Genomic DNA, 26,317 nt, shown 5'->3' with positions numbered 1-26,317 from the left:
CCCGCCCCCGAGTAGCCCCGCCCTCGACTGGTTAGGCTCGCAGGTGTGAGGCTCCACATCGTGACGGGCAAGGGCGGTACCGGCAAGACGACGGTCGCCGCTGCGCTGGCACTCGCCCTCGCCGCCGAGGGCCGACGGACACTGCTGACGGAGGTGGAGGGGCGGCAGGGCATCGCGCAGCTCTTCGAGACCGAGGCCCTCCCCTACGAGGAGCGCAAGATCGCCGTGGCCCCCGGCGGTGGCGAGGTGTACGCCCTGGCCATCGACGCCGAACAGGCGCTGCTGGACTACCTCGACATGTTCTACAAGCTCGGCCGGGCCGGCCGGGCCCTGAAGAAGCTGGGCGCGATCGACTTCGCCACCACAGTGGCGCCGGGACTGCGCGACGTCCTGCTGACCGGCAAGGTCTGCGAGGCCGTGCGCCGCAAGGACCGGGCGGGCTGGCGGTCGTACGACGCGGTGGTGCTGGACGCGCCGCCGACCGGGCGGATCACGCGCTTCCTCAACGTCAACGACGAGGTCGCCGGGCTGGCCCGGTTCGGCCCGATACACAATCAGGCGCAGGCCGTGATGCGGGTGATGAAGTCCCCGGAGACCGCGGTGCACCTGGTCACCCTCCTGGAGGAGATGCCGGTCCAGGAGACCGTGGACGGCGTGGCCGAGCTGCGGGAGGCGGGGCTGCCGACCGGGGCCGTGGTCATCAACATGGTGCGCCCGGTGGTGATGGACGGCGCGGCCGTGGCCTCGGCGCGCGACGGGCAGCGCACGGCGATCGCCAAGGCGCTCTCCCAGGCCGGGCTGGGCGGCGCGCGGCGCGGCGGCCTCGCGGAGCGGCTCGTCGACCCGCTGCTGGCGCAGGCGCACGAGCACGCGGAGCGCGTGGCCCTGGAGCGGGCCCAGCGCGAGGAACTGGCCGCGCTGGGGCTGCCCGCGTACGAGCTGGAGCTGATGGGCGACGGGGTCGATCTCGGCGGGTTGTACAGATTGGCTGAAAATCTGCGGAAGCAGGGGCTGGGGGTCGCATGAGCCTGGAGAGTCCGGTATTGGACATCGACCCGCTGATCGACGATCCGAGGACCCGGATCGTCGTCTGCTGCGGCTCGGGCGGGGTCGGCAAGACCACCACGGCCGCGGCCCTGGGCGTCCGTGCCGCCGAGCGCGGCCGCAAGGCCGTCGTGCTGACCATCGACCCTGCACGTCGGCTGGCGCAGTCCATGGGCCTCACGGAACTCGACAACACCCCGCGCAAGGTGGCCGGGATCGACGAGTCCGCGGGCGGTGAGCTGCACGCGATGATGCTCGACATGAAGCGGACCTTCGACGAGGTCGTGCTCCAGCACACGGACCAGGAGCGGGCCCGGGCGATCCTGGACAACCCCTTCTACCAGTCGCTCTCCGCGGGCTTCGCCGGCACGCAGGAGTACATGGCCATGGAGAAGCTGGGCCAGCTGCGCGCGCTCGATGCGTGGGACCTGATCATCGTCGACACCCCGCCGAGCCGGTCGGCGCTGGACTTCCTGGACGCCCCCAAGCGGCTGGGGTCCTTCCTGGACGGGCGTTTCATCCGGCTGCTGATGGCCCCCGCGAAGGTCGGCGGGCGGGCCGGCGTGAAGTTCCTCAACGTCGGGATGTCGATGATGACCGGCACGCTCAGCAAGGTCATGGGCGCGCACCTGCTGCGCGACGTGCAGACCTTCGTGGCGGCGATGGACTCGATGTTCGGCGGCTTCCGCTCCCGGGCGGACGCCACGTACAAGCTGCTCCAGGCGAACGGGACGGCGTTCCTGGTGGTGGCCGCGCCGGAGCGGGACGCGCTGCGCGAGGCCTCGTACTTCGTGGAGCGGCTGGCGGCGGAGAACATGCCGCTCGCCGGGCTGGTGCTGAACCGTGTGCACGGCAGCGGGGCGGCGCAGCTCACGGCGGAGCGGGCGCTGGCGGCGGCGGAGGCGCTGGACGACCTGGATGCCGCTGACGCCACCGAGGTCTCCGACGCCGGCCCTGTCGACGGATATCCGTCAACTCCCCGGCTGACCGGGGAGTTTGACGAATCCGCAGAAAATCTTCAAAGCGTCGGCATTGTGGATCAGCCCGGCGGGAAAGCTGGACTCCGTACGGCCGACGGCGGCGAAGGGACCCCCAGTACGGACAGTGCGGACACCAGCTCTCCCGAATCGCCCACCGGCTCCCCGACCGTTTCCGTGCCCGCGCAGGACCCCGCCGCGGGCCGGACCACGGACCCGCTGGACGCCGACCGCCTCACCGCCGGCCTGCTGCGCCTGCACGCCGAACGGATGCAGCTGGTCGCGCGCGAGCGGCGCACCCGTGAGCGTTTCGTCTCGGTGCACCCGGACGTGCCCATGGTGGACGTCGCGGCCCTGCCCGGCGACGTGCACGACCTCGAGGGCCTGCGCGCGATCGGCGAACGTCTCGCGCAGGGTCAGCCGACGGCGGCGTAGTCGTCGTACTCCCCGTCGTAGCCCTCGTCGTCGAGCGGGAGCACACCCGTGCTGCGCTCGTACTCCGTGCGCGCCGTCTCCAGGAGCCTGCGCCACGAGGTGACCGTGGGACGTCGGCGCAGCAGCGCCCTGCGCTCCCGCTCGGTCATCCCGCCCCAGACGCCGAATTCCACACGGTTGTCCAGAGCGTCGGCCAGGCACTCGGTACGCACCGGGCAGCCGGTGCACACCGCCTTGGCCCTGTTCTGGGCCGCTCCCTGGACGAAAAGTTCATCCGGATCCGTCGTGCGGCACGCGGCCTGCGTACTCCAGTCCGTAACCCAGCTGCTCATGCTGGCGCCGTCCTCTCCCGAATCGAGGCTCCCCCACGGCGGCAAGCGGCATATTCACCGTTGCCAGTTGAGGACGTTACGGAAGGTGGGCACGGCGCAACAGCCCTTTCAGGCCCAATCTTGAATGGCCCGAACGGACTATGGGTACGCGGCAGATCACCCGACGGAGTGAGCCGACGGCAGAACGGGCGAATTGCCGCAAAACGGTCAGCTCGCCACTTCTGGGGCCTGAGATCCAGGTCATATGGCTGGCATATGACAGGAATTCGGGCAGTTCTCATCACCCACAAGAGTGAGGATGGAAGACAGACGTGTGCGCAGTGTTCGCGCCTGTCTGTTACAGAGTAGGCGAACAAGCATGCCCACGTCTTAAGAATGGCAACGTAAGCTGCACCCCATGGGTCACAAGCGATCGCGCCCCACCAGCAGCGGCGGCACCAGTACCGCTCAGCAGGCCGCCAAGTTCCTGGGTGTCAGCGTCCTGGCCGGCGTGGTGCTGGCCGGCATCGCCCTCCCCGCGGCGGGGGCGCTCGGACTGAGCGCCAAGGGCACCGCGGCCGGCTTCGACTCCCTGCCGGGCGAACTGAAGCGCCCGCCGCTCTCGCAGAGCACCCGGATCCTGGACGTCAAGGGCGACCTGATCGCGAACGTCTACTCGCGCGACCGCACGGTCGTGGGGCTCGGCAAGATCAGCAAGTCGATGCAGCAGGCCATCGTCGCCATCGAGGACGCCCGCTTCTACGAGCACGGCGCGATCGACGTCAAGGGCATCCTGCGCGCGCTCAACAAGAACGCCCAGGAGGGCGGTGTCTCCGAGGGCGCGTCCACCCTGACGCAGCAGTACGTGAAGAACGTCTTCATCGAGGAGGCCGGCGACGACCCCACCAAGGTCCAGCAGGCCACCCAGCAGACCATCGGTCGCAAGATCAAAGAGATGAAGTACGCCATCCAGCTCGAGCAGGAGCTGGGGAAGCAGAAGATCCTCGAGAACTACCTCAACATCACCTTCTTCGGCGAGCAGGCCTACGGGGTCGAGGCCGCCTCCCGGCGTTACTTCAGCAAGTCCGCCAAGGACCTGTCGCTCACCGAGTCCGCGCTGCTGGCCGGTCTCGTCCAGTCGCCGAGCCGGTACGACCCCGTGAACGACCCGGAGGAGGCCAAGAAGCGCCGCGACGTGGTGCTGCAGCGCATGGCCGACCTGAAGGACGTCACGCAGGCCGAGGCCGACGCCGCGAAGAAGAAGCCGCTCGGCCTCAAGATCAGCGAGCCCAAGAACGGCTGCATCACCGCCGTCAACGGCGCCGGGTTCTTCTGTGACTACGTGCGCCAGGTCTTCCTCACGGACAAGGCCTTCGGCAAGACCAAGGCCGAGCGCGCCAAGCGCTGGGACCAGGGCGGCCTCACCGTCCGCACCACCCTCGACCCGAAGGCGCAACGGGCGGTCCAGGACTCGATCAGCCAGCACGTGTACAAGAGCGACGACGTCGCCACCGCCGTGACCCTGGTCCAGCCCGGCACGGGCAGGGTCGTCGGGATGGGCCAGTCCCGCCCGTACGGCTTCAAGAAGAACCAGACCCAGATCAACTACTCCGTCGACCGGAACATGGGCGGCGGCGCGGGCTACCAGCCGGGTTCGACGTTCAAGCCCTTCACCGCTGCGGCCGCCCTGGAGAAGGGCATGTCGACGGCGCAGTCCTACCCCTCGCCGTACGAGATGCCGTACCCGGACGTGACCGACTGCGACGGCAACCGCTACACCAGCAAGGACAAGGTGCCCAACGAGAGCAAGTCCGAGGTCGGCCCGTACGGGATGCGGGAGGCGCTGGCGAAGTCGATCAACACCTACTTCGTCTCCCTGGAGGCCGACGCCGGCCTGTGCGACGTGACGCGGATGGTCAACTCCCTCGGCATCACCAAGCGCGCCGGCGGGACCAAGCTGGGCCTCGGCGCCTCCTTCACCCTCGGCGTCAACGAGATGTCGCCGCTGAAGATGGCCGCCGCCTACGCGACCTTCGCCAACAAGGGCGAGTACTGCACCCCGGTCGCCATCGAGTCGATCACCGACGCGAACGGCAAGAAGCTGCCGGTGCCCAAGACCGAGTGCGAGCGGGCCATGTCCGAGCAGACCGCCTCCACGATCAACACCCTGCTCAAGGGCGTGGTCGAGGACGGCACCGGTCAGCAGGCCGGGCTCAGCGACCGCGACAGCGCGGGCAAGACCGGTACGACGGACTTCCGCTACGCCGCCTGGTTCGTGGGCTACACCTCGGACATGGCGGGTGCCGTCTGGGTCGGCGACCCGGCCCACAAGCGCAGGATGACCAACATCACCATCGGCGGCCGCTTCCACGCCGAGGTCTACGGCGCCGACACCCCGGGTCCGATCTGGAAGGACGCGATGTCCGGCGCCCTGGCCGGCACCGTCTCGCCCGGCCTGCCGACGGTCGCCATCAAGGATCCCGAGAAGCCACGGGGCGACGACGACGACCACCACGGCCGCGGTGACAACGGCGGCAACGGCAACGGTGGCGACGACGGCCTGCTCGGCGGGATCTTCGGCGGCGACACCCTCGGCGGCGACGGGGCCAACGGCTTCACCACCGGCGGTGGCAACGGCCGCAGCGGCGGGAACAACGGCACCGGGGATCCCGGGACCGGCACCCCCGAGACGGGCGGCACCGGGCCGGGCTGATCCCCGCGTGACACGACATGACGCCGAAGGGGCGCCGGGACCGATCGGTCCCGGCGCCCCTTCGGCGTTCCGGTGGAGGAGGCCCGGCGGGCCACGCCGCCCTCCGTGGCGTCGGCCCCCGTCAGCCGCCGTCGGCCCCTGTCAGCCGCCCGCGAGCTGCTTGCGCACCTCGGCGGCGACCCGGCCGCCCTCGGCCAGGCTGGCGACCTTCGGGTTCACGATCTTCATGACGGCGCCGATCGCCTTCGGCCCCTCGGCCCCGGACTCCTCGATCGCCGCGGCGACGATGCCGGCCAGCTCCGCGTCGTCCAGCTGCTTGGGCAGGTAGGCGTCCAGCACCTCGCGCTCGGCCAGCTCACGCTCCGCGGCCTCCTTGCGGCCGCCCTGCTCGAAGGCGTCGGCGGCCTCCCGGCGCTTCTTCGCCTCGCGGGCGATCACCTTCAGCACCTCGTCGTCGGAGAGCTCGCGCGCCTCCTTGCCCGCGACCTCCTCCTTGGTGATCGCGGTGAGGGTGAGACGGAGGGTGGACGAGGTCAGCTCGTCCCGCCCCTTGATGGCAGCCGTGAGGTCGTCGTGCAGACGCTTCTTGAGCGTGGTGGTCATGGCGTCGAGTCTGCCAGGTCGCCACCGGGAGGGCCGCGGATTTATCCCTGACGTGCCGTCTGCCACCATGGAGGGCATGCGCGCGCGATACGGAGTACCCCTGGGCATCACAGCTGCCGGTGCGGCCTGCGTGGCCTACGCGGCCGGGATCGAGGCACGGTCGTTCCGGCTGCGCAGGGTGGCGGTGCCGGTGCTGCCGGCCGGGATGCGGCCGATCCGCATCCTGCAGGTCTCCGACATCCACATGGTCCGCGGCCAGAACAAGAAGCGCCGCTGGCTGCAGTCGCTGGCCGGGCTCCGCCCCGACTTCGTCGTGAACACCGGCGACAACCTCTCCGACCCCCAGGGCGTCCCCGAGCTGATGGACGCCCTCGGGCCGCTGCTCGACCTCCCCGGCGCCTACGTCTTCGGCTCCAACGACTACTACGGCCCCACCCCGCGCAACCCCGCCCGCTACCTCGCCGAGCGCCTCCGGGGCACGCACGGCCTCAACGGCCAGAACAACCCCGCCATCGGCGTCATCCGCAACCCGTGGGAGGAGATCCGCGACGCCTTCGACGTGGCCGGCTGGGTCGGGGTCAACAACACCCGCGGCCGCCTCAAGCTCGACGACGGGATCGAGATCGCCTTCACCGGCCTCGACGACCCCCACATCCGCCGCGACCGCTACGCCGCCGTCGCCGGCGGTCCCGACGCGGACGCCGACCTCTCGCTCGCGGTCGTCCACGCCCCGTACCTGCGCGTGCTCGACGCCTTCACCGCCGACCGCTACCCGCTGATCCTCGCCGGGCACACCCACGGCGGCCAGCTGTGCATCCCCTTCTACGGCGCCCTCGTCACCAACTGCGACATCGACGCGGACCGGGTCAAGGGCCTGTCCACCCACGAGGCCGCCGGTCACCGCTCATACCTGCACGTCTCCGCGGGCTGCGGCACCAACCGCTACACCCCGGTCCGCTTCGCCTGCCCGCCCGAGGCCACCTTGCTCACCCTGACGCCGGGCGCCTGAGCCGCCGCCGAAAACCGGATTTCGTCTCCAGCGGGAGGTCCGCTAGAGTAATCCTCGTCGCGCCGGGCCCGAGGCCACGACGCGACACCGGGGTGTGGCGCAGCTTGGTAGCGCGCTTCGTTCGGGACGAAGAGGCCGTGGGTTCAAATCCCGCCACCCCGACTTCGTAGTTGCAGATCAGGGCTCCCAGGAAATTTCCCGGGAGCCCTGACTCGTCTCAGGTGACTATCCGCCTGACCACCGCTCGCGGTCCCGGTCGAAGCCGGGGTCGGTCATGAGGGCTTCGCCGCGCTCTGCGCCTCGAGCCACTCGGTGAACGTCTGGGTGCCGCGGGGGCCGGGGCCGGTCGGCAGCAGGCCACCGCTGCGCATCCCGCCGGGGAAGTACAGGGGCACGACCGGACGGCGGCGGGCGCCGCCCGCGGCGATGAGGCGCCGGGCCAGGTCGACCAGGGACTCGACCTGCGGGCCCGCGAGCTCGGGGGCCATCCCCTTCGGCGCTTCGAGGGCGAGGTCGACGAGGGCCTCGGCCACTTCCCGTACGGCGATGGGTTGGACCGGCGCCGTCGGCACCAGCGCGATCGGTCCGGGGACACCGCTCAGCGCCTGACCGACGAACTCGTAGAACTGCGTCGCCCGCATGATGGTCCATGGCACCGGCCCGCCCCGGATGATCTCCTCCTGCCGCAGCTTGCCCGTGTAGTACGGGTGCCCGACCCGGTCGACCCCCACGATCGACGGCGTCACGAGGTGCCGGACCCCGGCGCGTTCGGCCGCACCGATGAGGTTCCGTCCCGCCTTCTCGAAGAAGCCGACGGCCACCGACTTGCGGTTCGTGGTCACGTTGCTGACGTCGATCACCGCGTCGGCCCCGGTCAGCGCCGCTTCCAGCCCCGACCCGCTGACCAGGTCGACACCCTGTCCGCGTGACAGAACCACGGGCTCGTGTCCGCGGGCCCTTACGGCCTCCACCACGAAACGTCCGGCCACCCCGGTACCGCCGGCGACTGCGATCTTCATGACTGCTCCCGTCCTCTCGGTGCTGCACGAAAGGAAGGAACGGGCCACACCCATCGCGTCAGCTCCACCTATTGTTACGATCGCGATCGTATCATTCAATACTAATAGGGATGGCCGCCGCATGCCGGCCACCCCGAGGCCGCCCTCTCAGCCCACCGGACCCGGCGGGCACCCGGGGTCCCGGGAGCGCCAAGCGTGCGGCGGCTCGCCGACGCCCCGGGCATGCAGCCACGCCGTGGCCCGCACCAGGCCGCGCGCCGCGTCCAGGGGGGTGTCGCAGGAGCGCCCGCTCTCGGCGACGGTGTGCCCGCCGCAATCCACCGCGCGGTCGCACGCCACCCTGACCTCCGCCTCGACCTCCCACGGCGGACCCCGGCGCAGATCCCAGAGGCATCGGCGCGGGAAGTACAGCCGCGCGTGAAAGGAGACCTCGCTGAGCTCCACGGAGCCGAAGACTCCCGCGAGCTCGAAGCCCTCAACACGGAGGTACTCCAGGCCACTTCCGGTGTGACCGGCCCGGACGCCGAGGTGCTCGGCCAGCCGGGAGACCAGCGCATCGGCCGTGCTCAGCGCTTCCTGCACGGCCTCGGCGTCTGCCGGATCCGGGAACACCCAGCGCACATCGCCCCGGCCGAGCGGGATCGCTTCCTCCACGGGCACGAGTCTGACCCGGCGCGGGCCCACGGCCAAGGCCTGGACGCGCAGCGGCGCGGGTCAGCCGCAGATGGTGCCGGGGGCGGGGAGTTCGCCGTGGGTCAGGTAGAGGTCGACGGCGTCGTCGATGCACGGGCTGCCGCGGTGGTAGGCGGTGTGGCCGTCGCCGTCGTAGGTGAGCAGGTGGCCGGAGTCGAGTTGACGGGCGAGGGACTCGGCCCAGGGGTACGGGGTGGCGGGGTCGCGGGTGGTGCCGACGACGAGGATGGGGGCGGCGCCGGGGGCCGCGATGGCGTGCGGGGTCTGGGTCGCCGGGACGGGCCAGTGGGTGCACAGCACCAGGAACGTGGCCAGTGAGGTGCCGAATTGGGGCGAGGCGTGCAGGAAGGCGGGCAGTGCGGCCTGGGCCTGGGCCTCGGAGAAGCGGGCGCCGAGGGTGGAGCTGAGGCAGTCGACGGCGAGGAGGGCGTCCGCGGCGTTGCCGGAGTCGCCCTCGTCCGTGCCGCCGAACTGCTGCAGTTCGGTGGTGTCGCCGGCCAGGATCTGGCGCAGCATGGTGCGCAGTTCCTCCCAGGAGGCCTCGCGCAGGGCCGTGATGACCGCGGTGAGGAGGTCCTCGCCGGTGACGGTGATGTCCTTGCCCTGGCGCAGCGGGCCGGCGTCCAGCTTGTCCCGCAGGCCGTCGAGGACGCGGCCGGCCTCCGCGACGGAGTGGCCGACCGGGCAGTCGGGGCGTGCGGCGCAGTCGGCGGCGAAGGAGTCCCAGGCCAGCTGGTACCCGACGGTGCTGTCCAGGTTCTCGCGGTAGCCGTCGATCGCGGGGTCGACGGCGCCGTCGAGAACCATGCGGCCGACCCGCGAGGGGAACAGCTCGGCGTAGGTCGCGCCGAGGTAGGTGCCGTAGGAGTAGCCGAGGTAGTGCAGGCGCTCGTCGCCGAGGAGGGCGCGCACGACGTCCATGTCGCGTGCCGCGTCCGGGGTGCCGAGGTGGGGCAGCAGTTCCCCGGCGTGCTCCTCGCAGGCGTCGGCGAGTTCCTCGAACGCCTCGTAGGAGTCGGTGATCTCGGCCGCGTCGCCGGACAGCCGCAGGCCGAAGCCCATGGGGGTGGCCGGGGTGTCGGTGGCGCACTCCACGGGGGTGCTGTACCGCACGCCGCGCGGGTCGACGGCGACCAGGTCGTACGCGGAGCGCGTGGCCGGGGAGAAGGTGCCGGCGGCGGCGACCAGGTAGTCGACGGCGGACTCGCCGGGACCGCCGGGGTTGACCTGGAGCGAGCCGACGCGGGCGCCGGCGTCGCCGGTGGCCCGCACACGGGCGGCGGTCAGGGTGATGTCGCCCGCTTCCGGGTGGGCGTAGTCCAGGGGCACCGTCACGGTCGCGCACTGGAAGCCGGGCACGTCCTGGCAGGCTTCCCAGTCGAGGTGCTGCTCGTAGTAGCGCCGCAGCTCCGGGGGTACGCCCGCGGCGGGGTCCGCGGCCGCCCGGACGGCGTCGGGGGACAGCCGCAGCGGGACGGCGGTGGCGCAGGCAGCGGTCAGCAGGAGCCCGCAGGTGCTCAGCACCGCGAGTGCGCCACGCAGCCGGCGCCGGGGTATGCCGTCGGTGTCCCGTACAGCGATCATCGCCACGCCTTCCTCGTACGCCCGTGTGACGGGGGGACCGCCGGACGCGGCGCCCGGGCCGCCCCGGGGAATCAGGGTCCGGTCGTGTCGCGGAGCGCTCGGACGCACCCCCCACGGCTCCGCTGCGTCACCACCCCATCACACGTCGTACGTGGTGGCGGCCCGAGTGGGCCGAACGCGTGAACTTCCCCACGTGCCCGGTCAGGGGTTCAGCGGGGCGCGTAGGCGATGCGTTCGAAGGGCCAGGCGCCGGCCAGCCAGTCGCTGACGACGCGGTGGAGCGGGGCGTCCAGGGCGGCGTGGGGGGCGCTGACCCAGGAGCGGACGTCGATGACGCCGGGCTCGCTGCGGGAGCCGTAGACGTACACGCAGCCGATGACGTCGCCGCCGGGGACGGACAGGACGGTGTAGGTGAAGCCGGTGCGCCGCTCGAAGTCCTCCGCGTGCTTGCGCAGGTCCTCCAGGTTGGCTTCGAGGCTCATCCCGTCCGGCGGCGGCCAGGAGCGGCCCTCGAAGCCGGGGGTGGCGCGGATGTGGTCGATGCCGGAGGTCCAGGCGGCGTGGTCGGCGGCGTTGTGCCGCGGGCCGAGGGGTTCCAGGCGGAAGCGGTCGGTGGCGGGCGGGTCCGGGACGACGAAGTCCGGCGGGACGAGGGGCTGTTCGGTGTCGGCCATGGCGCGAGGGTAGCCCGGTGCCGGCCGGACCGTCGCCGGTGCGCCGCCGCCGTGCGAAGGTTGGGCCATGGGTGTCGGGTTCGTGGTCTTCATGACGCTGCCGGGCCTGGTGATCCTGCTGATCGGGGTGGCCTTCGTCGACCAGGTGCTGCGGGCGGGCCGGTGGGGCGGACGGAGCGGGCAGGTCTCCGCGACCGGTTTCGAGCAGCTGCACGCGAGCTTCTCGCCGGGCAAGCGCAGCGAGTTGGACGAGCGCCGGGCGACGCTGATGCTGCGCGACGAGGAGGGCGACGGGGCGCCCCCGCGGTCGCGGGTGGACCTGGGGCGGGGGACGGCGCTGATCGTCGTTCCGGGGCGTGATCGCAGCGGGTGACGACGGCCACGGTCCGCTGCGGGGCGCGATCGGGTTTGATGGTGGCATGAGCGACGTCATGGCTGGTATGCCGGATTGGGAGAAGCGCTTCCGGGCGCCACGCGTCGGACTGCCGGAGTGGGCGGAGGACGCCCCCCACCGCAGCCTGTTCGTGTCGAATGCGACGGGTACCTACGAGCTGTACGCGTGGGACCGGACGACCGGGGCGCAGCGGCAGGTCACCGACCGGCCGAACGGCACGTCGGACGGGACGCTGACGCCGGACGGCGCGTGGGTGTGGTGGTTCGCGGACACCGACGGGGACGAGTTCGGGGTCTGGATGCGGCAGCCCTTCGCGGGCGGCCCGGACGAGCCGGCCGCGCCCGGTCTGGAGCCCTCGTACCCCGCGGGGCTGGCGCTGGGCCGGGGCGGGCTGTCGGTGGTCGGCCGCTCCACCGACGAGGAGGGCACGACGATCCACGTCGTGCGTCCCGGGGCGGAGCCGGTGGAGATCTACCGGCACGAGGAGTCGGGCGGGGTCGGCGCGCTGTCGGAGGACGGCACGCTGGTCGTCGTCGAGCACACCGAGCACGGCGATGCGATGCACTCGGCGCTGCGGGTCGTCACGACCGACGGCACGACGGTCGCGGAGCTGGACGACAGCGAGGGCGGCACGAAGGAACTGGGCCTGGAGTGCCTGGGGTTCGCCCCCGTGCCGGGCGACGCCCGGCTGCTGGTGGCGCACCAGCGGCGCGGCCGCTGGGAGCCGATGGTCTGGGACGTCGCGGCGGGCACGGAGACCGCCCTGGCGATCGACCTGCCCGGTGACGTCGCGGCGGAGTGGTACCCGGACGGCACCGCGCTGCTGGTGGTGCACTCGTACCGGGCCCGCAGCGAGATCTACCGCTACGGGCTGGCGGACGGGGAGCTGACCCGGCTGGACACCCCGGCGGGTTCGGTGAGCGGCGCCACGGCCCGCCCCGACGGCACGGTGGAGTTCCTGTGGTCGTCGGCGGCGGCGCCCTCCGAGGTGCGGTCGACGACCGGCGCCGTGGTGCTGGAGGCGCCGGGTGAGCGGGCCCCGGGCTCGCTGCCGGTGGAGGACGTGTGGGTGGACGGGCCCGGCGGGCCGGTGCACGCGCTCGTCCAGCGGCCCGCGCGGGGCGAGGGCCCGTACCCGACGGTGTTCGAGATCCACGGCGGGCCCACCTGGCACGACTCGGACGCCTTCGCGGCCGGCCCGGCGGCCTGGCTGGACCACGGGTACGCGGTGGTACGGGTCAACTACCGCGGTTCCACGGGCTACGGCCGGGAGTGGACGGACGCGCTCAAGCACCGCGTCGGCCTGATCGAGCTGGAGGACATCGCGGCGGTCCGGACGTGGGCGGTGGAGTCGGGCTTCGCCGACCCGGCCCGGCTGGTGCTGTCCGGCGGCTCCTGGGGCGGCTTCCTGACGCTGCTGGGGCTGGGCACCCAGCCCGAGCTGTGGACGGTGGGCCTGGCGGCGGTGCCGGTCGCGGACTACGTGACGGCGTACGGCGACGAGATGGAGGCGCTGAAGGCGCTTGACCGCACCCTGTTCGGCGGTTCCCCCGAGGAGGTCCCGGACCGCTACGAGGCGTCCTCGCCGATCACCTACGTGGCGCGGGTCAAGGCCCCGGTCTACGTCTCGGCGGGCCTCAACGACCCGCGCTGCCCGATCCGGCAGATCGACAACTACGTCGAGCGGCTGGCGGGCCTGGGCAAGGCGCACGAGGTGTACCGCTACGACGCCGGGCACGGCTCGCTCGTCGTCGACGAGCGGATCAAGCAGCTACGACTGGAGCTGGACTTCGTCCGGCGCCACCTCGGCGGCTGAGGCCGCGACCGGCCCCTCCTCCCCGGTGAGGCCGAGCTCGGCGTCGCGCCGGGTCTCGGCCTCCCGCCGGACGAGCCGGAACCACATGAAGACCACGAAGCCCGCGAAGACGAACCACTCGCCGGTGTAGCCGAGGTTCTGGAAGGCCTTGAGGTCCAGGCCGGTGCCGCTCGGCGCGACCGGCGGGACGGCCCGCAGGGGCGCGGGGACGGCCTCGGTCTGGGTGATCCAGGCGCCGTACACCTGGTAGGGGACGAGGTTGACCAGGGACGCCGCGCTGATGATCCCCAGCTGTCCCTCGGCGAGCCCGCCACGGCCGATCGCGCCGTCGGTGTCGGCGCCCTCGGGGGCCTGCAGGGCCCCGGTGACGGTGACCTCGCCGGCGGGCGGTGCGGGCACGCCGGCCGCGGACGCGCGGTCCGCGTCGCCGGGCAGCCAGCCGCGGACGACGGGCAGGGCGGCCGCGCCGTCGCCGGTCAGCAGCGGGGTGAGCACGTAGTAGCCGGTGCGTCCGTCGACCTCACGGCCGGGCACGAGGAACTGGTGCGCCGTGTCGTAGCGGCCGGTGGCCCGTACCGTGCGGCCGGCCGTCTCGGTGGTGAGCGCGGAGGTCGCCCGCGGCAGCAGGCGCTCCAGCGGGGCCGCGTCCCGGGCGGCGGCCGCGGGCTTGTCCTGGGCGGCGCGGTGGCTGTCGACGCGGGCCTCGAACCGGCTCAGCTGCCAGCTGCCCATGAAGGTGCAGACGACCACGGCGCACACCATGAAGAGGTGCCCGCCCAGCCAGCGGGGGGACAGCAGGAACCGGTACACGCCGTCAACGGTACGGGGCGCCCGGGCGTCGCCGGGAACCGCCCCCCGCTACTGCGCGGCGATGGCGCCGGTCTTGTAGACCGTCCCGGCGCAGGCACCGCCGATCGTCGCCATGACGACGGGCGCTCCGGCCTCGGGCGTGTGGCTCAGCACGATGCTGCCCGCCGGGCCGCCCTGGCCGGGGCCGTCCACGCCTGCCGGGGGCGCGGACGCCTCGCCGGACGGGGTGTTGGTGGCGGTCGCGGTGGGCGTCGGCGTGACCGGGGGGGTGCAGCCGCCCGAATCGCCGCCGGCGGCCGGGACCCAGGTGAACTCGACCCGGTAGCTCTGCCCGGACTTGAGGATCAGCGCCGTGCCGAGGGAGTCGGGCAGTGTGGTGCCGTCGTTCGGGGTGTGGTCGACGACGCTGATACGGGCGGAGTCGGCCGCGCCCTGGGTGGAGGAGACGCTGACCGAACCGCCGCCGTCGACGGTGCACGAGCCCTTCGAGGTGTTCGCCACCTGGAACCAGCCGTTGACCCGGCCCGAGCCGTCGGCGGCGCCGGCGTACCCGGAGGCGTTGCCGAGGTCGCCGGCGGTGCACAGCGGGGCGTTGGCCGCGAGCGTGTCGGAGGGGTCCGCGGAGCCCGTCGCCCCGGGGGTGACGTGCCCGTGGGAGCCGCCGGTGCGCGTGGGGTCCTCGTCGGCCCGGCCGTCGCCGTCGGACGGGGAGGGCGTGCCGGCGCCGGCGGCCGGACCGTCCGCGTCGCCGTTCGTGCCACCGGTGTCCTGGGCGCTGGAGGCGTTGGCGGTACCGGTCTTGGCGGATCCGGAGAGGTCCGCCGCGTGCAGGGCGGCGGGGACCGCGACCAGCGCCAGCAGGCACGCGGCCGCGCTGCCGGCCAGCAACTGCCGACGGTGCGCCCGCCGGGCGGGGACCGCGCGGCGCAGGTGCTCCAGCGCCTCCTGGCCCGGCTGGATGTCGCTCACGGCGTCGCGCATGAGCCGGCGCAGCGCCAGTTCGTCGGGGTTCAGCCGCTCCTCGGGGCTGCCACCGCCGATGTCGTTCTCGGGTTCCATACCGCCGGGTGGGTTCGGGTTGGTCATGCCGGGGCCTCCATCGCGACGCGGAGCGCCGCGAGACCACGCGAGCCGTACGCCTTCACCGAGCCTAGGGAAATGCCGAGGGTCTCGGCTACTTGGGCTTCGGTCATGTCGGCGAAGTAGCGCAGGACGAGGACCTCGCGCTGCCGGCGCTGCAGCTTGCGCAGGGCCGCCTTCAACTCGTCGCGCTCCAGCGCCTCGTACGCCCCCTCCTCGGCGCTCGCCATGTCGGGCATGGGCTTGGACAGCAGCCGCATGCCCATGATGCGGCGGCGCAGCGCGGAGCGGGAGAGGTTGACGACGGTCTGCCGGAGGTAGGCGAGGGTCTTCTCGGGTTCGCGGACCCGCTTGCGGGCCGAGTGGACGCGGATGAAGGCCTCCTGGACGACGTCCTCGCAGGAGGCGGTGTCGTCCAGCAGGAGTGCGGCGAGGCCGAGCAGCGAGCGGTAGTGGGCCCGGTAGGTCTCGGTGAGGTGGTCGACGGTGGTCCCGACTGCCATCGCGGCGTCAGTGTCGCCGCGGTCGCGGTCCGAGGGCGCCTGCACCACAGGCCAGGGCGCGATCACCGGGATGCCGCCGACTGCGCGCGACGGCCGCCGGACGTGCGGACGCGCCGGAGCGCTGCCCCGCCCCACGAGGGGTGCTTCGATGCCGAGTGCCTCTGCCACGCCTGTTGGACACGCGTCCCCCCGTCAGGGTTGTACGCCCGAGGCACCGTTTTTGACGGTGTAGCACATATGCGCATGCGTACCAACTCTTCCCCAATGCCCCTTTTGCTGGCGCTGTTGCGCCGCGCCCGGCCTGCAGCACAGTAGGGCAGTGCGCTGACACAAAGACGCTCCCTGCGCGTCGCACGGTTGCGACACACAGGGAGCTGAAATTGTCTGGCGCCTACAGGCTTCCGATCAAGCGGTCCAGACCAGAGATTTGGGTCACCCGACCGAAATCGGGGTGCTCAGCGGCCTGTTCCTCCGTAGACGACCGCTTCGTCGGTTTCGCTGTCCAGGCCGAACGCGGAGTGCACGGCGCGTACGGCCTCGTTGACGTCGTCGGCGCGGGTGACGACCGAGATGCGGATCTCGGAGGTCGAGATCAGCTCGATGTTCACGCCCGCGTTGGACAGCGCCTCGAAGAACTGCGCCGTGACACCGGGGTTGGTCTTCATGCCGGCGCCGACCAGCGAGATCTTGGCGATCTGGTCGTCGTAGCGGAGCGTCTCGAAGCCGATGGTGCCCTGGACGCGCTTCAGGGCCTCGATCGCCCTCGGGCCGTCGGCCTTGGGGAGGGTGAAGGAGATGTCGGTCAGGCCGGTGGCCGCGGCCGACACGTTCTGCACCACCATGTCGATGTTGATCTCGGCGTCCGCGATCGCCCGGAAGATCACGGCTGCCTCGCCCGGCTTGTCGGGCACACCGACGACCGTCACCTTGGCCTCGGATGTGTCGTGCGCGACACCGGAGATGATCGCGTGCTCCATGCCCGTCTGGTCCTCTCGCGGCTCATTGCTGACCCACGTGCCCTGGAGGCCGGAGAACGACGACCGGACGTGGATCGGGATGTTGTAACGGCGGGCGTACTCCACGCAGCGGTGGAGCAGCACCTTGGAACCGGAGCTGGCGAGCTCCAGCATGTCCTCGGAGGAGATCCAGTCGATCTTCCGCGCCTTCTTCACCACGCGCGGGTCGGCGGTGAAGACGCCGTCGACGTCGGTGTAGATCTCGCACACCCCGGCGTCCAGGGCAGCCGCCAGCGCCACCGCGGTGGTGTCGGAGCCGCCCCGGCCCAGCGTCGTGATGTCCTTGCTGTCCTGGGAGACGCCCTGGAAGCCGGCCACGATCGCGATGTTGCCCTGGTCGAGGGCGGTGCGGATGCGGCCCGGCGTGACGTCGATGATGCGTGCTTTGTTGTGGACGGAGTCGGTGATGACACCCGCCTGGCTACCGGTGAACGACTGCGCCTCGTGTCCGAGGTTTTTGATCGCCATCGCCAGCAGGGCCATGGAGATCCGTTCTCCGGCGGTCAGCAGCATGTCGAACTCGCGGCCGGTAGGCATCGGAGATACCTGTTCGGCGAGCTCGATCAACTCGTCCGTCGTGTCACCCATCGCCGAGACCACGACGACCACCTGGTGGCCGCTCTTCTTGGCATCGACGATCCGCTTGGCAACGCGCTTGATGCCCTCGGCATCCGCAACGGAGGAGCCGCCGTACTTCTGCACGACAAGGCCCACGTGCGCTCCTCAAATCCGGTACTGCGTTCGGCTCAGTCTAACGAGCAGGCCGGGACCGACCCCTCAATACCACATGCTGAGACGCCGGGCCCACTCTGCGAGCCATCTGCCCAACGACACGCCGACGTATGCACACCGGGCGGCGTGCTCCGGGTCACTACGGCCCCCGGGTCACCGCCTCGGACGCCCGGCCACGCACACGCGCCCGCCCCTCGGGAGGGGCGGGCGCGGTGGGGGTTCAGCGGCTGGGGCGCAGTCCCAGCGGCTTGGCGATCTCGGCGGCCATGACCCGGCCGGCCTCGGCGGCGAGCTTCTCCTCGTCGTCCGCGCCGTGGTCGGTGTCCAGTCCGTCCAGCGCGTCCAGCGGGCTGTCCAGCCGCACGTGGGCGACGAGGGACTGCAGGGCCCGCAGCGAGGCCGAGGCGGTCGGCCCCCAGTTGGACAGGTAGGAGAACTGCCACCACCACAGCGCCTCGCTGACCCGGCCCTCGCGGAAGTGCGCCAGGCCGTGCGCCAGGTCCGTCACCACGTCCGCGAGGTCGTCGGAGATCCGGCAGGCCACCGGCGTGCTGCGCGGCACGTAGGGGTCGAAGACCTCGGAGTAGACGTCGATCGGCTCCAGCAGCACCGCGAGCCGCTGGCGCAGCTCGTCGGCGTCGGGCTCCGGGCCGATGTCGGGCTCGTAGCGCTCCTCCGGGACGATGTCCTCGTGCGCCCCGAGGCGGCCCCCGGCCAGCAGCAGCTGGGAGACCTCCAGCAGCAGGTAGGGCACCGCGCTGTCGGGGTCGTCGCCCTTGGCGACCTCCCGTACCGACAGGATGAAGCTCTCGATCTGGTCCGAGATCGAGGAGGCGAAGTCGTCGGGGTCCAGGGCGTTGTCAGACATCAAGCAGCCGCCTTCCTTCAAAGGCCCGGCCGAGGGTGACCTCGTCGGCGTACTCCAAGTCGCCGCCGACCGGCAGACCGCTCGCGAGACGGGTGACCTTCAGTCCCATCGGTTTGACCATGCGTGCGAGATACGTGGCCGTCGCCTCCCCCTCGAGGTTGGGGTCGGTGGCCAGGATCAGCTCGGTGACGCTGCCGTCCGCGAGCCGCGCCAGCAGCTCCCGTATGCGCAGGTCGTCCGGGCCGACCCCCTCGATCGGACTGATCGCGCCGCCGAGCACGTGGTAGCGGCCGCGGAACTCGCGGGTCCGCTCGATCGCCACCACGTCCTTGGGTTCCTCGACCACGCAGATGACGGCCGGGTCGCGGCGCGGATCACGGCAGACCCGGCACTGGTCGGCCTCGGCGACGTTGCCGCAGACCGCGCAGAACCTGACCTTCGCCTTCACCTCGCTGAGGGCGTGCGCGAGCCGTCGGACGTCGGCGGGATCCGCCTGCAGGATGTGGAAGGCGATCCGCTGCGCGCTCTTGGGACCCACGCCGGGCAGCCTGCCCAGCTCGTCGATCAGGTCCTGAACCACGCCCTCGTACACGCTGTGCCCTCTTCGTCGCCTGGAACTAGAAAGGAAGGCCGGGGATGCCCCCGAGCCCCTGGGCGAGCGGGCCGAGCTTGCTCTGCTGCAGCTCCTGCGCGCTCGCGGTCGCGTTGTGCACGGCGGCGACGACCAGATCGGCCAGCGTCTCCGTGTCCTCAGGATCGACCGCCTTGGGGTCGATGACCAGCCCCCGCAGCTCACCGGCTCCGGTCACGGTCGCCTTCACCAGGCCACCGCCGGCCGTACCCTCGATCTCGGTCTCGGCGAGCTCCTGCTGGGCCGCCGCGAGGTCCTGCTGCATCTTCTGTGCCTGCTTGAGCAGCTGCTGCATGTTCGGCTGACCACCACCGGGGATCACGGTCTCGCTCCTGCCTCACGACGTCGGTTGTGCGGGTAGGGCGAGCCTACGTGCTCGGGGGCCCGCTCGCGCTACCCGTACGAGGGAACGAGCGGCGCGCGTCGCCCGTTCCGCCCCCGCCGTGCCGTTCCGCACAGGGGAACGGGGGCGCCGCGGCTACTCGTTGGCGATCTCCTCGATCACGGTGGCACCCAGCTCCCGCACGATGAGGTCGTGGCCGCTGAGCGCCGTCTCGTCCAGGTCCGGGTCGTCGTCCTCGGGCATGTCGTACTCGATGGGCGGCGGCTCGTCGGTGACGGGCGGGTACGCGGACGCCGCGGGCGCCGCGTTGACGGCGGCACGGGCCGCCGCGGCGGCGGGCGGCGACGGGGACGGAGCCGGGCTCTGGGACTGCTGGTGGGGTTGTTGCTGCGGCTGCTGGTGCTGGTGCGGCTGCTGCGCGGACGGTGCCGGGGACGCGGGGGCGGGACGGGAGCCGCCGGGGCCACCGCCGGGTCCCGCCGGGCCCGGGCCGCCGCCCGGGCTGACGATCGCCTCGATGCGCCACTGGACGCCCAGGGCCTCGCTGATCGCCTGCTTGAGCACCTCCTCGTGGCCGCGGTTGGCGAAGCTGTCGCGGGCACCGGGGTTGTCGAAGCCGATCTGCAGGGTCGAACCGTCGAAGCCGACGAGCCGGGCGTTCTGGTCGAGCAGTATCCACGTCACCTTGCGCAGCCGCTTGACCGCCTCGAGGACGGTGGGCCACATCTGGTGGACGCGTGAGGCGTCGCCGATGGGCTGCGCGCCCGCCGCGGCCGGTGCGGGAGCTGGAGCCTGCGCGGGCGGCGCCGCGGGGGCGGACGCCGGGGGCGGGGCCGATGCCGATGCGGATGCCGCGGTGGGCCATGCGCCGGGACGCTGCCCGCCGCCGGGGGCGGCCGCGGTGGGCCAGGCGCCGGGACGTTGCGCGGCAGGGGGCTGCGCGGGCGGGGCGGCGGGCGCAGGCGTGGGCTCGGGGGCGGCCGTCGGGGCCGGGGCCGGTGTGGATGTGGGTGCGGGTGCGGGTGCGGGTGTGGCGGCGGGTGCGGCTTCGGCGGGCCGGACCGGTCCGCCCATCGCCGCGCGCGCCGCGGCGGGGCCGCCGCCGGGCGGGAGCGGCTCGCCGAACTCCACGACCGGGGCCGCCGGGCCGCCCGCGGGGGCCCCGAAACCACCGGCGGAGGCGCGGCGTTCCAGCCGGTCCAGGCGGGCCTGCAGCGACCGCTCGTCGTCGTAGGCCGCCGGCAGCAGCACGCGGGCGCAGATCAACTCCAGCTGCAGACGCGGCGAGGTCGCCCCGCGCATCTCCGTGAGCCCGCTGTTGACCAGGTCCGCGGCACGGCTGAGCTCCGCCGCCCCGAACACCCCGGCCTGGGCCCGCATCCGCTCCACGACGTCGGCGGGGGCGTCGATCAGCCCCTTCTCCAACGCGTCCGGCACCGCCGCGAGGATCACCAGGTCCCGCAGCCGCTCCAGCAGGTCGGCCACGAAGCGCCGCGGGTCGTGCCCGCCCTCGATCACGCGGTCCACGACCTCGAACGCCGCCGCGCCGTCCCCGGCGGCGAAGGCGTCCACGACGTCGTCCAGCAGCGCGGCGTCGGTGTAGCCGAGCAGCGAGGTCGCCATGGCGTACGTCACACCGGCCTCGCCCGCACCGGCGAGCAACTGGTCCATCACGGACATCGAGTCACGCACCGAGCCGGCCCCGGACCGGACCACCAGCGGGTACACCCCGGCCTCGACCGGGATCGCCTCCCGCTCGCAGACCTCCGCCAGGTAGTCGCGCAGCGTGCCGGGCGGCACCAGCCGGAACGGGTAGTGGTGGGTGCGCGACCGGATGGTGCCGATGACCTTCTCGGGCTCGGTGGTCGCGAAGATGAACTTCAGGTGCTCCGGGGGCTCCTCGACCACCTTCAGCAGGGCGTTGAAGCCCGCCGAGGTGACCATGTGCGCCTCGTCGATGATGTAGATCTTGTAGCGGCTGCTCGCCGGCCCGAAGAAGGCCTTCTCCCGCAGGTCGCGGGCGTCGTCCACGCCGCCGTGCGAGGCCGCGTCGATCTCGATCACGTCGATCGACCCCGGGCCGTTGCGGGCCAGGTCGCGGCACGACTGGCACTCCCCGCACGGCGTCGGCGTCGGGCCCTTCTCGCAGTTCAGGCAGCGCGCCAGGATGCGGGCGCTGGTCGTCTTGCCGCAGCCGCGCGGCCCGCTGAACAGGTACGCGTGGTTGACCCGGTTGTTCCGCAGCGCCTGCTGCAGCGGGTCCGTGACGTGCTCCTGCCCGATGACCTCGGCGAAGGACTCGGGACGATAGCGGCGGTACAGAGCGAGGGACACGCCTACGACGATATCGGCCCCCACCGACACCCGGGCCCCGCGCGTGTGACGGCCCCCACACCGGCGGCCCCCGCGGCCGCCCCGGGCCGCGTTCCCACAGGCCCGCGGGCAGCAAAAGACCCCTCACGCACCCGCCAGAGCCCACCTACCCTTGCTGCCTTCCGGCCCTGGGGGAGTTCAGCGAGATAGCGCCACGTGAGGGGCTACGCCCACCCTACCTGATCGGATCACCCGGGAACGAGTTCGCGAGCACTCCCTCCGGTCTAGTAATGTTTGCCGCGGAGGATTCGCCTAGAGGCCTAGGGCGCACGCTTGGAAAGCGTGTTGGGGGCAACCCCTCACGAGTTCGAATCTCGTATCCTCCGCCAGTGCCTCACCGGGCACGTTGTCGAAGGGCCCCACCGGTCGCGGTGGGGCCCTTCGACGTTCTCCGTCCCGGTTTCCGTCTCAGTTGGTATCCGGCGAGCTCCACAGCGCGTCGCCGACCTGGCGAGCCACGTTCTTCAGCACCGGTCCGGTCACGTGCATGTCCCGCGAGCGCATCCGGGCCGAGCCGCCCGGTTCCCAGCCCATGATCGCGTCCACGACGACATCGGGGACTCCGAGCAGAAGGAGGACCGTCGCCGCGGTGTGGCGAGCGTCGTGCAGCCGGCCGTCCCGTACCCCCGCGAGCTGAAGCAGCTCCTTCCAGTGGTGGTAGCCGTGTTCGGCACCAGTGGCGAGCCGTCAGGCTGCGCGAAGACGTACCCCGTGCCCTGCCAAGCGTCGCCGGCAGCGATCCTTTCGCGCTCCTGCTCTTCCAGGTGGCGACGGAGCAGCTTGATCAGCGGGTCCGGCAGGCCGATGGTGCGGCGGCCGGCCCGGGACCTGGTCGACTCGTACTCGCGGCGTACCTGCTCGCGCTGGGGGCAGTACCCGGCTTTCCTGCCACAGTCGCCGCCGCAGCCGTGTGCGTACTTCGAGCGAAGGCGGTTATTGCGGGTGCGGAGGTATCCGGTCTCCAGGTCGATGTCCTCCCAGTGCAGACCCAGGGCCTCTCCCTGTCGCAGCCCGAGGGCGAGCTGGATCACCCACCGGGCGCTGTTGCGTCGCTTCGATGCCTGCAAGAGCAGGCTCTGAATCTCCTCGATCGTGTACGGCTCGATCTCTTCTTCTTCGAGGCGAGGTGCCTTTGCGATCTCTGCGGCGTTCGTAGGGACGTGCCCGCGGCGCAGGGCCTCCCCGAGAGCCGTACGCATGGTGCGGTGGGCGTGGTGTGCCGTACCGGCGGCGCTGCCGTTGGCCTGCATCTTCCGGTAGAAGCGCTCCAGGTGCTCCGGCTCCAGCCGGTCCAGGCGGTGCGCTCCCAGGCCGGTCACCGCCATTGGTCTCTCTCCGGGAAGTACAGAAGGCTGACGACGATGGTCAGCGATGTCGGCCCAGCCAAGGTGAGGATGGCCGTAAGTACCGGGGCAGCCGCAGGGTCAAGCATCAGGTGAAGCCACACTGTAGCCATCAACCGAGACAGGACAACGGGTGCTATGACCAGGCCTGTTACAGATTTCTCTACCTCATCAAGGCGGCTCGCTCCGCTCGCCGCGCGCGGCCCCGGCTCGCCGCCGGGCCCGACGCTCTTGTCTCTGCCCCGCTCCGGGCCCGGCTACGCCGGCCGCGCAGTTGTAGCGAGCACACCCGAGCGGTGGACGGTAGCCCGCGGTGGCTGGGCCCGGTCGGCTCCACGGTTTTAGGCTGGAGCTGCCATGGGGCGAGAGATCGGGGCCCGTACGCTGGTCGCGAATCGGGCAGTCTCTGGACCCAAAACCGCTCCCGCCGACCTCATCGGGCCCGTGTGCGATCGTCACGTTGAGCCGTCAGCCGAGGGGGAACGCTCGCGAGGGAGCGCCCCGCAACGCGTGGCTGCGGGGCGCCGATCCACTTTCACAACGGGCCCTAGTGGGGGTTAGTCGACCGTCTGCCCGTCGTACATACCGCCCCTGCAGGTCGGGAGCACGGGCGTCGACCGATCGATCGTTCCGCCGCCGTCCGTGCACTCACCCGGGGTGACGCTGGCCGGGGTGACGCTGGCCGGGGTGACGCCGCCGGCGGTGGCGGCGGTGGCGGCGGTGGCGGTGGCGGCGCCTGTGAGGCCGAGTCCGGCGAGGGCTGCCGTGGCGAAGACTGCGGCGAGGATTCGTCGAATGCGCATTTGGTTCGCCTTTCACAGATTGCCTCGGTTGGGGCACTAGCCAGCTTGATCTTCACCCATATGAGTGGCACGTCATGTTGGGCCATTCGGGTGACAGTGTTGTCGGGTGCGGGGTCGGTGACGCGACCCGTCAGAGCGGATGGAAGCCCGTGCCAGATCCGTGCCAGATCCGTGCCAGAAAGAGCGGATCCCAGCGGTCAAGAGCAGTCAAGCGCGACGCCTCGCGATTAATCACCAGAGGCCGTTTGCGCTGGTCAGCGTCAACCCCCTCCGTGACGGCCCGGTGATTCCCAAGCTCAGAGCGCCCGCGGTAGCCTGCCTCCTCAAGACAACGCAAGAAGGAATCTTGGCAGGGTCCATCGAACCCGGTCTGAAAGCCGCCCTCGTAGAGTTGCGAAGGGTAAAACGGCTCAGGCCAGCCGAAGGCGACAGCGACGCATACGCCGAGTGGCGAGAGCAGATAGCTGCAGCGTTGGAGTCGCTGGCCGGCGTCCTACCCTTTGAAGCTGATCGGCGTGGGGCCATCGCTGAAGCAGCGGCAGCCCGCCAGCAAGCCGCCAGCATCCGAGGCCGCCCTCCACTCCAGACGGCAGCCCGTCTCAGTTTCCGTCTCATTCATCGGCGTCCAAGCCCGTTCACCTGAGGACCACATCAGGGATGAACCGCTACGCCGAACCAGGCTGAACGGTGGTGGACTGCCACGGTCGGCCCGCTCACATACACCAACAGACTTGGAAAGCGTGTTGGTGGCAACCCCTCACGAGTTCGAATCTCGTATCCTCCGCCAGTGCCTCACCGGGCACCTTGTCGAAGGGCCCCACCGGTCGCGGTGGGGCCCTTCGACGTTCCTCGGTGTCCGGGGCGTCCACGCCGATCGCCGCAAGACCCCGTCAGGCCTTCGAGGGCGTAGGCGGGGTGGGTCAGCGGACGGTGGAGCGGGCGGCCTGCTCGATGATGCGGGTCACCGCGCCGGGGCGGGAGACCGAGACGGCGTGGGAGGCCTTGACCTCGACGGTGTGGGCGTGGGCCCGCTCGGCCATGAAGCGCTGGGCGGCGAGGGTGATGTTCTTGTCCTGGGTGGTGACCAGGTCCCAGGACGGGATGGTCCGCCAGGCGGCGCCCGCGGCCTTCTCGTCGAAGACCGACGCGGCCACGGGGCGCTGGGTGGCGGCCATCTGCTCGGCGACGGACTTCGGCACGTCGGCGGCGAACTGGGCGCGGAACTTGTCGGCCTTGATGTACAGATCGGTGCCGGTGCCGCCGCCGGGGAGCGGGAAGGGCACGGCGTTGAGGGTCTCGCCGAGGGTGCCGCCGGGGAACCTGTCGGAGATCTGCGTGACGGTCTCGTTCTTGTCCGGGGCGAAGGCGGCTATGTAGACCAGCGCCTTGACGTTGGGGGAGTCGGCCGCGGCCTCGGTGATCACCGAACCGCCGTAGGAGTGGCCGACGAGCACGACCGGGCCCTTCACGCTCTTCAGGAAGCTGTGCACGTACGCCGAGTCGCTCGCCAGGCCGCGCAGCGGATTGGCCGGGGCCACGACCGGGTAGCCCGCGTGCTTCAGGCGCGACACCACGCCGTTCCAGCTGGAGGAGTCCGCGAACGCGCCGTGCACCAGGACGACCGTGGGCTTCTTCTCCTGCGGGCGGTGCGCGGCCTTGGCGGCGTTGGCCGGGGCCGTGGCCGCCAGCGTGAGGGCCGCGACGCCGGCGGCGGCGCCCAGGGCGGCGACGGTCTTGCGGGTGGGGCGGAGGACGGTCTTGAGGTTCACGGTGGCTCCTTGGCGTACGGCACCCGGCTGGCACGCCGGACAGGCGGTCGGTCCGGGGCGTCCGCTCCGGGCGATGACGAGAAATCTAGCGTCCACTTAACTTGTGCGCAAGTCAATCGGAGACGAGTTACTGGCCCGCACGGAAGGTGCGACAATGTGCGCCGGGAGAACCACCGACGACCAAGGAGGGGGAGGGAATCGTGAACGACGACACCCGCGCACCCGGGAACGGCGACACCGCGGAACCCTCGCTGCTGCTGGACGACCACTTCTGCTTCACGCTGTACGCGGCCTCGCGCGCGGTCACCGGCGTCTACCGGCCGCTGCTGGACGCGGCGGGCCTGACCTACCCCCAGTACCTGGTCATGGTCGTGCTCTGGGAGCACGGCACCGTGTCCGTCAAGGAGCTGGTGGCCGCCCTGCACCTGGACTACGGGACGCTCACGCCGCTGATCAAGCGCCTGGAGTCGCACGGCCTGCTCGAGCGGCAGCGCCGGGCGGACGACGAGCGGGTGGTGGAGGTGGCGCTGACCCCGGAGGGGACCGCGCTGCGGGAGCGGATCCGCACCGTGCCGCTGGCGATCGGGGAGGCCATGGGGCTGGCCCGGGAGGAGATCGGGACCGCACAGGACCTGCTGCGCCGGCTGACGGCCAACGTGGACCGGCATACCACGGGCGCCGGGCCCGCCGCGACGACGCCGTAGCCGCCGTAGCCGCCGTAGCCGCCGCTTGAGCGTGGTCGCCCCGGGCAACAGAATGGTCCCGCGGCGTTGA

The 26,317-nt window shown here is 71.7% G+C and carries 23 protein-coding genes, 2 tRNA genes, 1 other RNA gene and 1 pseudogene; 9 read left to right on the top strand and 18 right to left on the bottom strand.

Annotated features, from left to right (window positions below):
- The first annotated feature begins 45 nt into the window (after positions 1-45).
- Positions 46-1,026, top strand: coding sequence for an ATPase BagA (bagA, locus tag AC1VWI_RS23835; RefSeq protein WP_499513051.1), 981 nt, complete (start codon positions 46-48; stop codon positions 1,024-1,026).
- Entirely contained in the window at positions 1,023-2,456 is a 1,434-nt protein-coding gene (bagB, locus tag AC1VWI_RS23830; protein ID WP_499513050.1) for an ATPase BagB, read from the top strand. The genes bagA and bagB overlap by 4 nt, the downstream gene beginning before the upstream one ends.
- Here the strand turns inward: bagB and AC1VWI_RS23825 are convergent.
- Positions 2,438-2,788, bottom strand: a complete 351-nt coding sequence (locus AC1VWI_RS23825; protein WP_499513049.1) for a WhiB family transcriptional regulator — start codon at positions 2,786-2,788, stop codon at positions 2,438-2,440. The genes bagB and AC1VWI_RS23825 overlap by 19 nt on opposite strands.
- A 397-nt stretch (positions 2,789-3,185) precedes the next feature.
- Between AC1VWI_RS23825 and AC1VWI_RS23820 the strand changes: the two genes are divergently transcribed.
- The gene (locus tag AC1VWI_RS23820) at positions 3,186-5,480 is read left to right on the top strand and encodes a transglycosylase domain-containing protein (protein WP_499513048.1); all 2,295 of its coding nucleotides are present in this window, start codon (positions 3,186-3,188) and stop codon (positions 5,478-5,480) included.
- 141 nt (positions 5,481-5,621) lie between these two features.
- Here AC1VWI_RS23820 and AC1VWI_RS23815 read toward each other — a convergent pair whose 3' ends face one another.
- On the bottom strand, positions 5,622-6,083 hold the full coding sequence (locus tag AC1VWI_RS23815; RefSeq protein ID WP_499513047.1) for a GatB/YqeY domain-containing protein: 462 nt from the start codon (positions 6,081-6,083) through the stop codon (positions 5,622-5,624).
- 76 nt (positions 6,084-6,159) lie between these two features.
- Here AC1VWI_RS23815 and AC1VWI_RS23810 point away from each other — a divergent pair, with 76 nt between their 5' ends.
- Both AC1VWI_RS23810 and AC1VWI_RS23805 read left to right on the top strand, forming a co-directional pair.
- Positions 6,160-7,092, top strand: coding sequence for a metallophosphoesterase (locus AC1VWI_RS23810; RefSeq protein WP_499513046.1), 933 nt, complete (start codon positions 6,160-6,162; stop codon positions 7,090-7,092).
- 88 nt (positions 7,093-7,180) lie between these two features.
- Positions 7,181-7,254 (top strand) — tRNA-Pro (locus AC1VWI_RS23805).
- A 110-nt stretch (positions 7,255-7,364) separates the two neighbouring features.
- Here AC1VWI_RS23805 and AC1VWI_RS23800 read toward each other — a convergent pair.
- The 4 genes from AC1VWI_RS23800 to AC1VWI_RS23785 form a co-directional block, all read right to left on the bottom strand.
- On the bottom strand, positions 7,365-8,111 hold the full coding sequence (locus tag AC1VWI_RS23800) for an SDR family oxidoreductase (protein WP_499513045.1): 747 nt from the start codon (positions 8,109-8,111) through the stop codon (positions 7,365-7,367).
- A 147-nt stretch (positions 8,112-8,258) separates the two neighbouring features.
- Entirely contained in the window at positions 8,259-8,765 is a 507-nt protein-coding gene (locus AC1VWI_RS23795; protein ID WP_499513044.1) for a hypothetical protein, read from the bottom strand.
- 60 nt (positions 8,766-8,825) lie between these two features.
- Positions 8,826-10,388, bottom strand: coding sequence for an alpha/beta hydrolase (locus AC1VWI_RS23790; protein ID WP_499513043.1), 1,563 nt, complete (start codon positions 10,386-10,388; stop codon positions 8,826-8,828).
- A 209-nt stretch (positions 10,389-10,597) separates the two neighbouring features.
- Positions 10,598-11,062: a GNAT family N-acetyltransferase gene (locus tag AC1VWI_RS23785; protein ID WP_499513042.1), complete on the bottom strand. Its 465-nt coding sequence runs from the start codon at positions 11,060-11,062 to the stop codon at positions 10,598-10,600.
- 67 nt (positions 11,063-11,129) lie between these two features.
- On the opposite strand from AC1VWI_RS23785, the gene AC1VWI_RS23780 reads away from it, so the two are divergent.
- Together AC1VWI_RS23780 and AC1VWI_RS23775 are read left to right on the top strand one after the other, a co-directional pair.
- Positions 11,130-11,435 (top strand): DUF6191 domain-containing protein, encoded by a 306-nt coding sequence (locus tag AC1VWI_RS23780; RefSeq protein WP_499513041.1) that lies wholly within the window; start codon positions 11,130-11,132, stop codon positions 11,433-11,435.
- A 46-nt stretch (positions 11,436-11,481) separates the two neighbouring features.
- Entirely contained in the window at positions 11,482-13,272 is a 1,791-nt protein-coding gene (locus tag AC1VWI_RS23775; RefSeq protein WP_499513040.1) for a S9 family peptidase, read from the top strand.
- Here the strand turns inward: AC1VWI_RS23775 and AC1VWI_RS23770 are convergent.
- From AC1VWI_RS23770 to ffs, 9 genes are all read right to left on the bottom strand, one after another.
- Positions 13,228-14,082, bottom strand: coding sequence for an SURF1 family protein (locus AC1VWI_RS23770; protein ID WP_499513039.1), 855 nt, complete (start codon positions 14,080-14,082; stop codon positions 13,228-13,230). The genes AC1VWI_RS23775 and AC1VWI_RS23770 overlap by 45 nt on opposite strands.
- A 48-nt stretch (positions 14,083-14,130) precedes the next feature.
- A complete protein-coding gene (locus tag AC1VWI_RS23765) occupies positions 14,131-15,168 on the bottom strand; it encodes a hypothetical protein (protein ID WP_499513038.1) in 1,038 nt (345 codons plus the stop codon).
- Positions 15,165-15,833, bottom strand: a complete 669-nt coding sequence (locus AC1VWI_RS23760) for a SigE family RNA polymerase sigma factor (protein WP_499513037.1) — start codon at positions 15,831-15,833, stop codon at positions 15,165-15,167. The genes AC1VWI_RS23765 and AC1VWI_RS23760 overlap by 4 nt, the downstream gene beginning before the upstream one ends.
- 287 nt (positions 15,834-16,120) lie before the next feature.
- Positions 16,121-17,395, bottom strand: coding sequence for an aspartate kinase (locus AC1VWI_RS23755; RefSeq protein ID WP_499513036.1), 1,275 nt, complete (start codon positions 17,393-17,395; stop codon positions 16,121-16,123).
- 238 nt (positions 17,396-17,633) lie between these two features.
- The gene (locus AC1VWI_RS23750) at positions 17,634-18,281 is read right to left on the bottom strand and encodes a DUF5063 domain-containing protein (protein WP_499513035.1); all 648 of its coding nucleotides are present in this window, start codon (positions 18,279-18,281) and stop codon (positions 17,634-17,636) included.
- Positions 18,274-18,873, bottom strand: a complete 600-nt coding sequence (recR, locus tag AC1VWI_RS23745) for a recombination mediator RecR (RefSeq protein WP_018558314.1) — start codon at positions 18,871-18,873, stop codon at positions 18,274-18,276. Before recR ends, AC1VWI_RS23750 begins: the two co-directional genes overlap by 8 nt.
- A 25-nt stretch (positions 18,874-18,898) precedes the next feature.
- The gene (locus AC1VWI_RS23740) at positions 18,899-19,234 is read right to left on the bottom strand and encodes a YbaB/EbfC family nucleoid-associated protein (RefSeq protein WP_431958833.1); all 336 of its coding nucleotides are present in this window, start codon (positions 19,232-19,234) and stop codon (positions 18,899-18,901) included.
- Between the two features lie 156 nt (positions 19,235-19,390).
- Positions 19,391-21,589, bottom strand: a complete 2,199-nt coding sequence (locus tag AC1VWI_RS23735) for a DNA polymerase III subunit gamma and tau (protein WP_499513034.1) — start codon at positions 21,587-21,589, stop codon at positions 19,391-19,393.
- Positions 21,590-21,700: 111 nt separating this feature from the next.
- An RNA gene (gene ffs, locus AC1VWI_RS23730) (signal recognition particle sRNA small type) lies at positions 21,701-21,797 on the bottom strand.
- A gap of 72 nt (positions 21,798-21,869) precedes the next feature.
- Here ffs and AC1VWI_RS23725 point away from each other — a divergent pair.
- Positions 21,870-21,957, top strand: a tRNA-Ser gene (locus tag AC1VWI_RS23725).
- A 79-nt stretch (positions 21,958-22,036) separates the two neighbouring features.
- Here the strand turns inward: AC1VWI_RS23725 and AC1VWI_RS23720 are convergent.
- The 3 genes and pseudogenes from AC1VWI_RS23720 to AC1VWI_RS23710 form a co-directional block, all read right to left on the bottom strand.
- Positions 22,037-22,947, bottom strand: a pseudogene (locus AC1VWI_RS23720) (tyrosine-type recombinase/integrase); the annotation flags it as partial.
- A gap of 581 nt (positions 22,948-23,528) precedes the next feature.
- A complete protein-coding gene (locus tag AC1VWI_RS23715) occupies positions 23,529-23,774 on the bottom strand; it encodes a hypothetical protein (protein WP_499513033.1) in 246 nt (81 codons plus the stop codon).
- Positions 23,775-24,694: 920 nt separating this feature from the next.
- Complete coding sequence (locus tag AC1VWI_RS23710) at positions 24,695-25,543, bottom strand: alpha/beta fold hydrolase (protein WP_499513032.1); 849 nt, start codon at positions 25,541-25,543, stop codon at positions 24,695-24,697.
- Between the two features lie 200 nt (positions 25,544-25,743).
- Here AC1VWI_RS23710 and AC1VWI_RS23705 point away from each other — a divergent pair, with 200 nt between their 5' ends.
- Positions 25,744-26,247, top strand: a complete 504-nt coding sequence (locus AC1VWI_RS23705) for a MarR family winged helix-turn-helix transcriptional regulator (RefSeq protein ID WP_499513031.1) — start codon at positions 25,744-25,746, stop codon at positions 26,245-26,247.
- Positions 26,248-26,317: the final 70 nt, after the last annotated feature.

It is taken from the genome of Streptomyces sp. TOM-9 (genome assembly GCF_056858595.1).
The sequence above is the reverse complement of the archived record's forward strand: the minus strand, read 5'-3'. Positions and strand labels throughout refer to the sequence as shown.

Excerpts from the sequence above, each read along its gene's own strand:
- bagB (WP_499513050.1), top strand. The coding sequence starts at position 1,023 with ATGAGCCTGGAGAGTCCGGTATTGGACATCGACCCGCTGATCGACGAT.
- AC1VWI_RS23825 (WP_499513049.1), bottom strand. The coding sequence starts at position 2,788 with ATGAGCAGCTGGGTTACGGACTGGAGTACGCAGGCCGCGTGCCGCACG.
- AC1VWI_RS23820 (WP_499513048.1), top strand. The coding sequence starts at position 3,186 with ATGGGTCACAAGCGATCGCGCCCCACCAGCAGCGGCGGCACCAGTACC.
- AC1VWI_RS23815 (WP_499513047.1), bottom strand. The coding sequence starts at position 6,083 with ATGACCACCACGCTCAAGAAGCGTCTGCACGACGACCTCACGGCTGCC.
- AC1VWI_RS23810 (WP_499513046.1), top strand. The coding sequence starts at position 6,160 with ATGCGCGCGCGATACGGAGTACCCCTGGGCATCACAGCTGCCGGTGCG.
- AC1VWI_RS23800 (WP_499513045.1), bottom strand. The coding sequence starts at position 8,111 with ATGAAGATCGCAGTCGCCGGCGGTACCGGGGTGGCCGGACGTTTCGTG.
- AC1VWI_RS23790 (WP_499513043.1), bottom strand. The coding sequence starts at position 10,388 with ATGATCGCTGTACGGGACACCGACGGCATACCCCGGCGCCGGCTGCGT.
- AC1VWI_RS23785 (WP_499513042.1), bottom strand. The coding sequence starts at position 11,062 with ATGGCCGACACCGAACAGCCCCTCGTCCCGCCGGACTTCGTCGTCCCG.
- AC1VWI_RS23780 (WP_499513041.1), top strand. The coding sequence starts at position 11,130 with ATGGGTGTCGGGTTCGTGGTCTTCATGACGCTGCCGGGCCTGGTGATC.
- AC1VWI_RS23775 (WP_499513040.1), top strand. The coding sequence starts at position 11,482 with ATGAGCGACGTCATGGCTGGTATGCCGGATTGGGAGAAGCGCTTCCGG.
- AC1VWI_RS23765 (WP_499513038.1), bottom strand. The coding sequence starts at position 15,168 with ATGACCAACCCGAACCCACCCGGCGGTATGGAACCCGAGAACGACATC.
- AC1VWI_RS23750 (WP_499513035.1), bottom strand. The coding sequence starts at position 18,281 with ATGTCTGACAACGCCCTGGACCCCGACGACTTCGCCTCCTCGATCTCG.
- AC1VWI_RS23715 (WP_499513033.1), bottom strand. The coding sequence starts at position 23,774 with ATGCGCATTCGACGAATCCTCGCCGCAGTCTTCGCCACGGCAGCCCTC.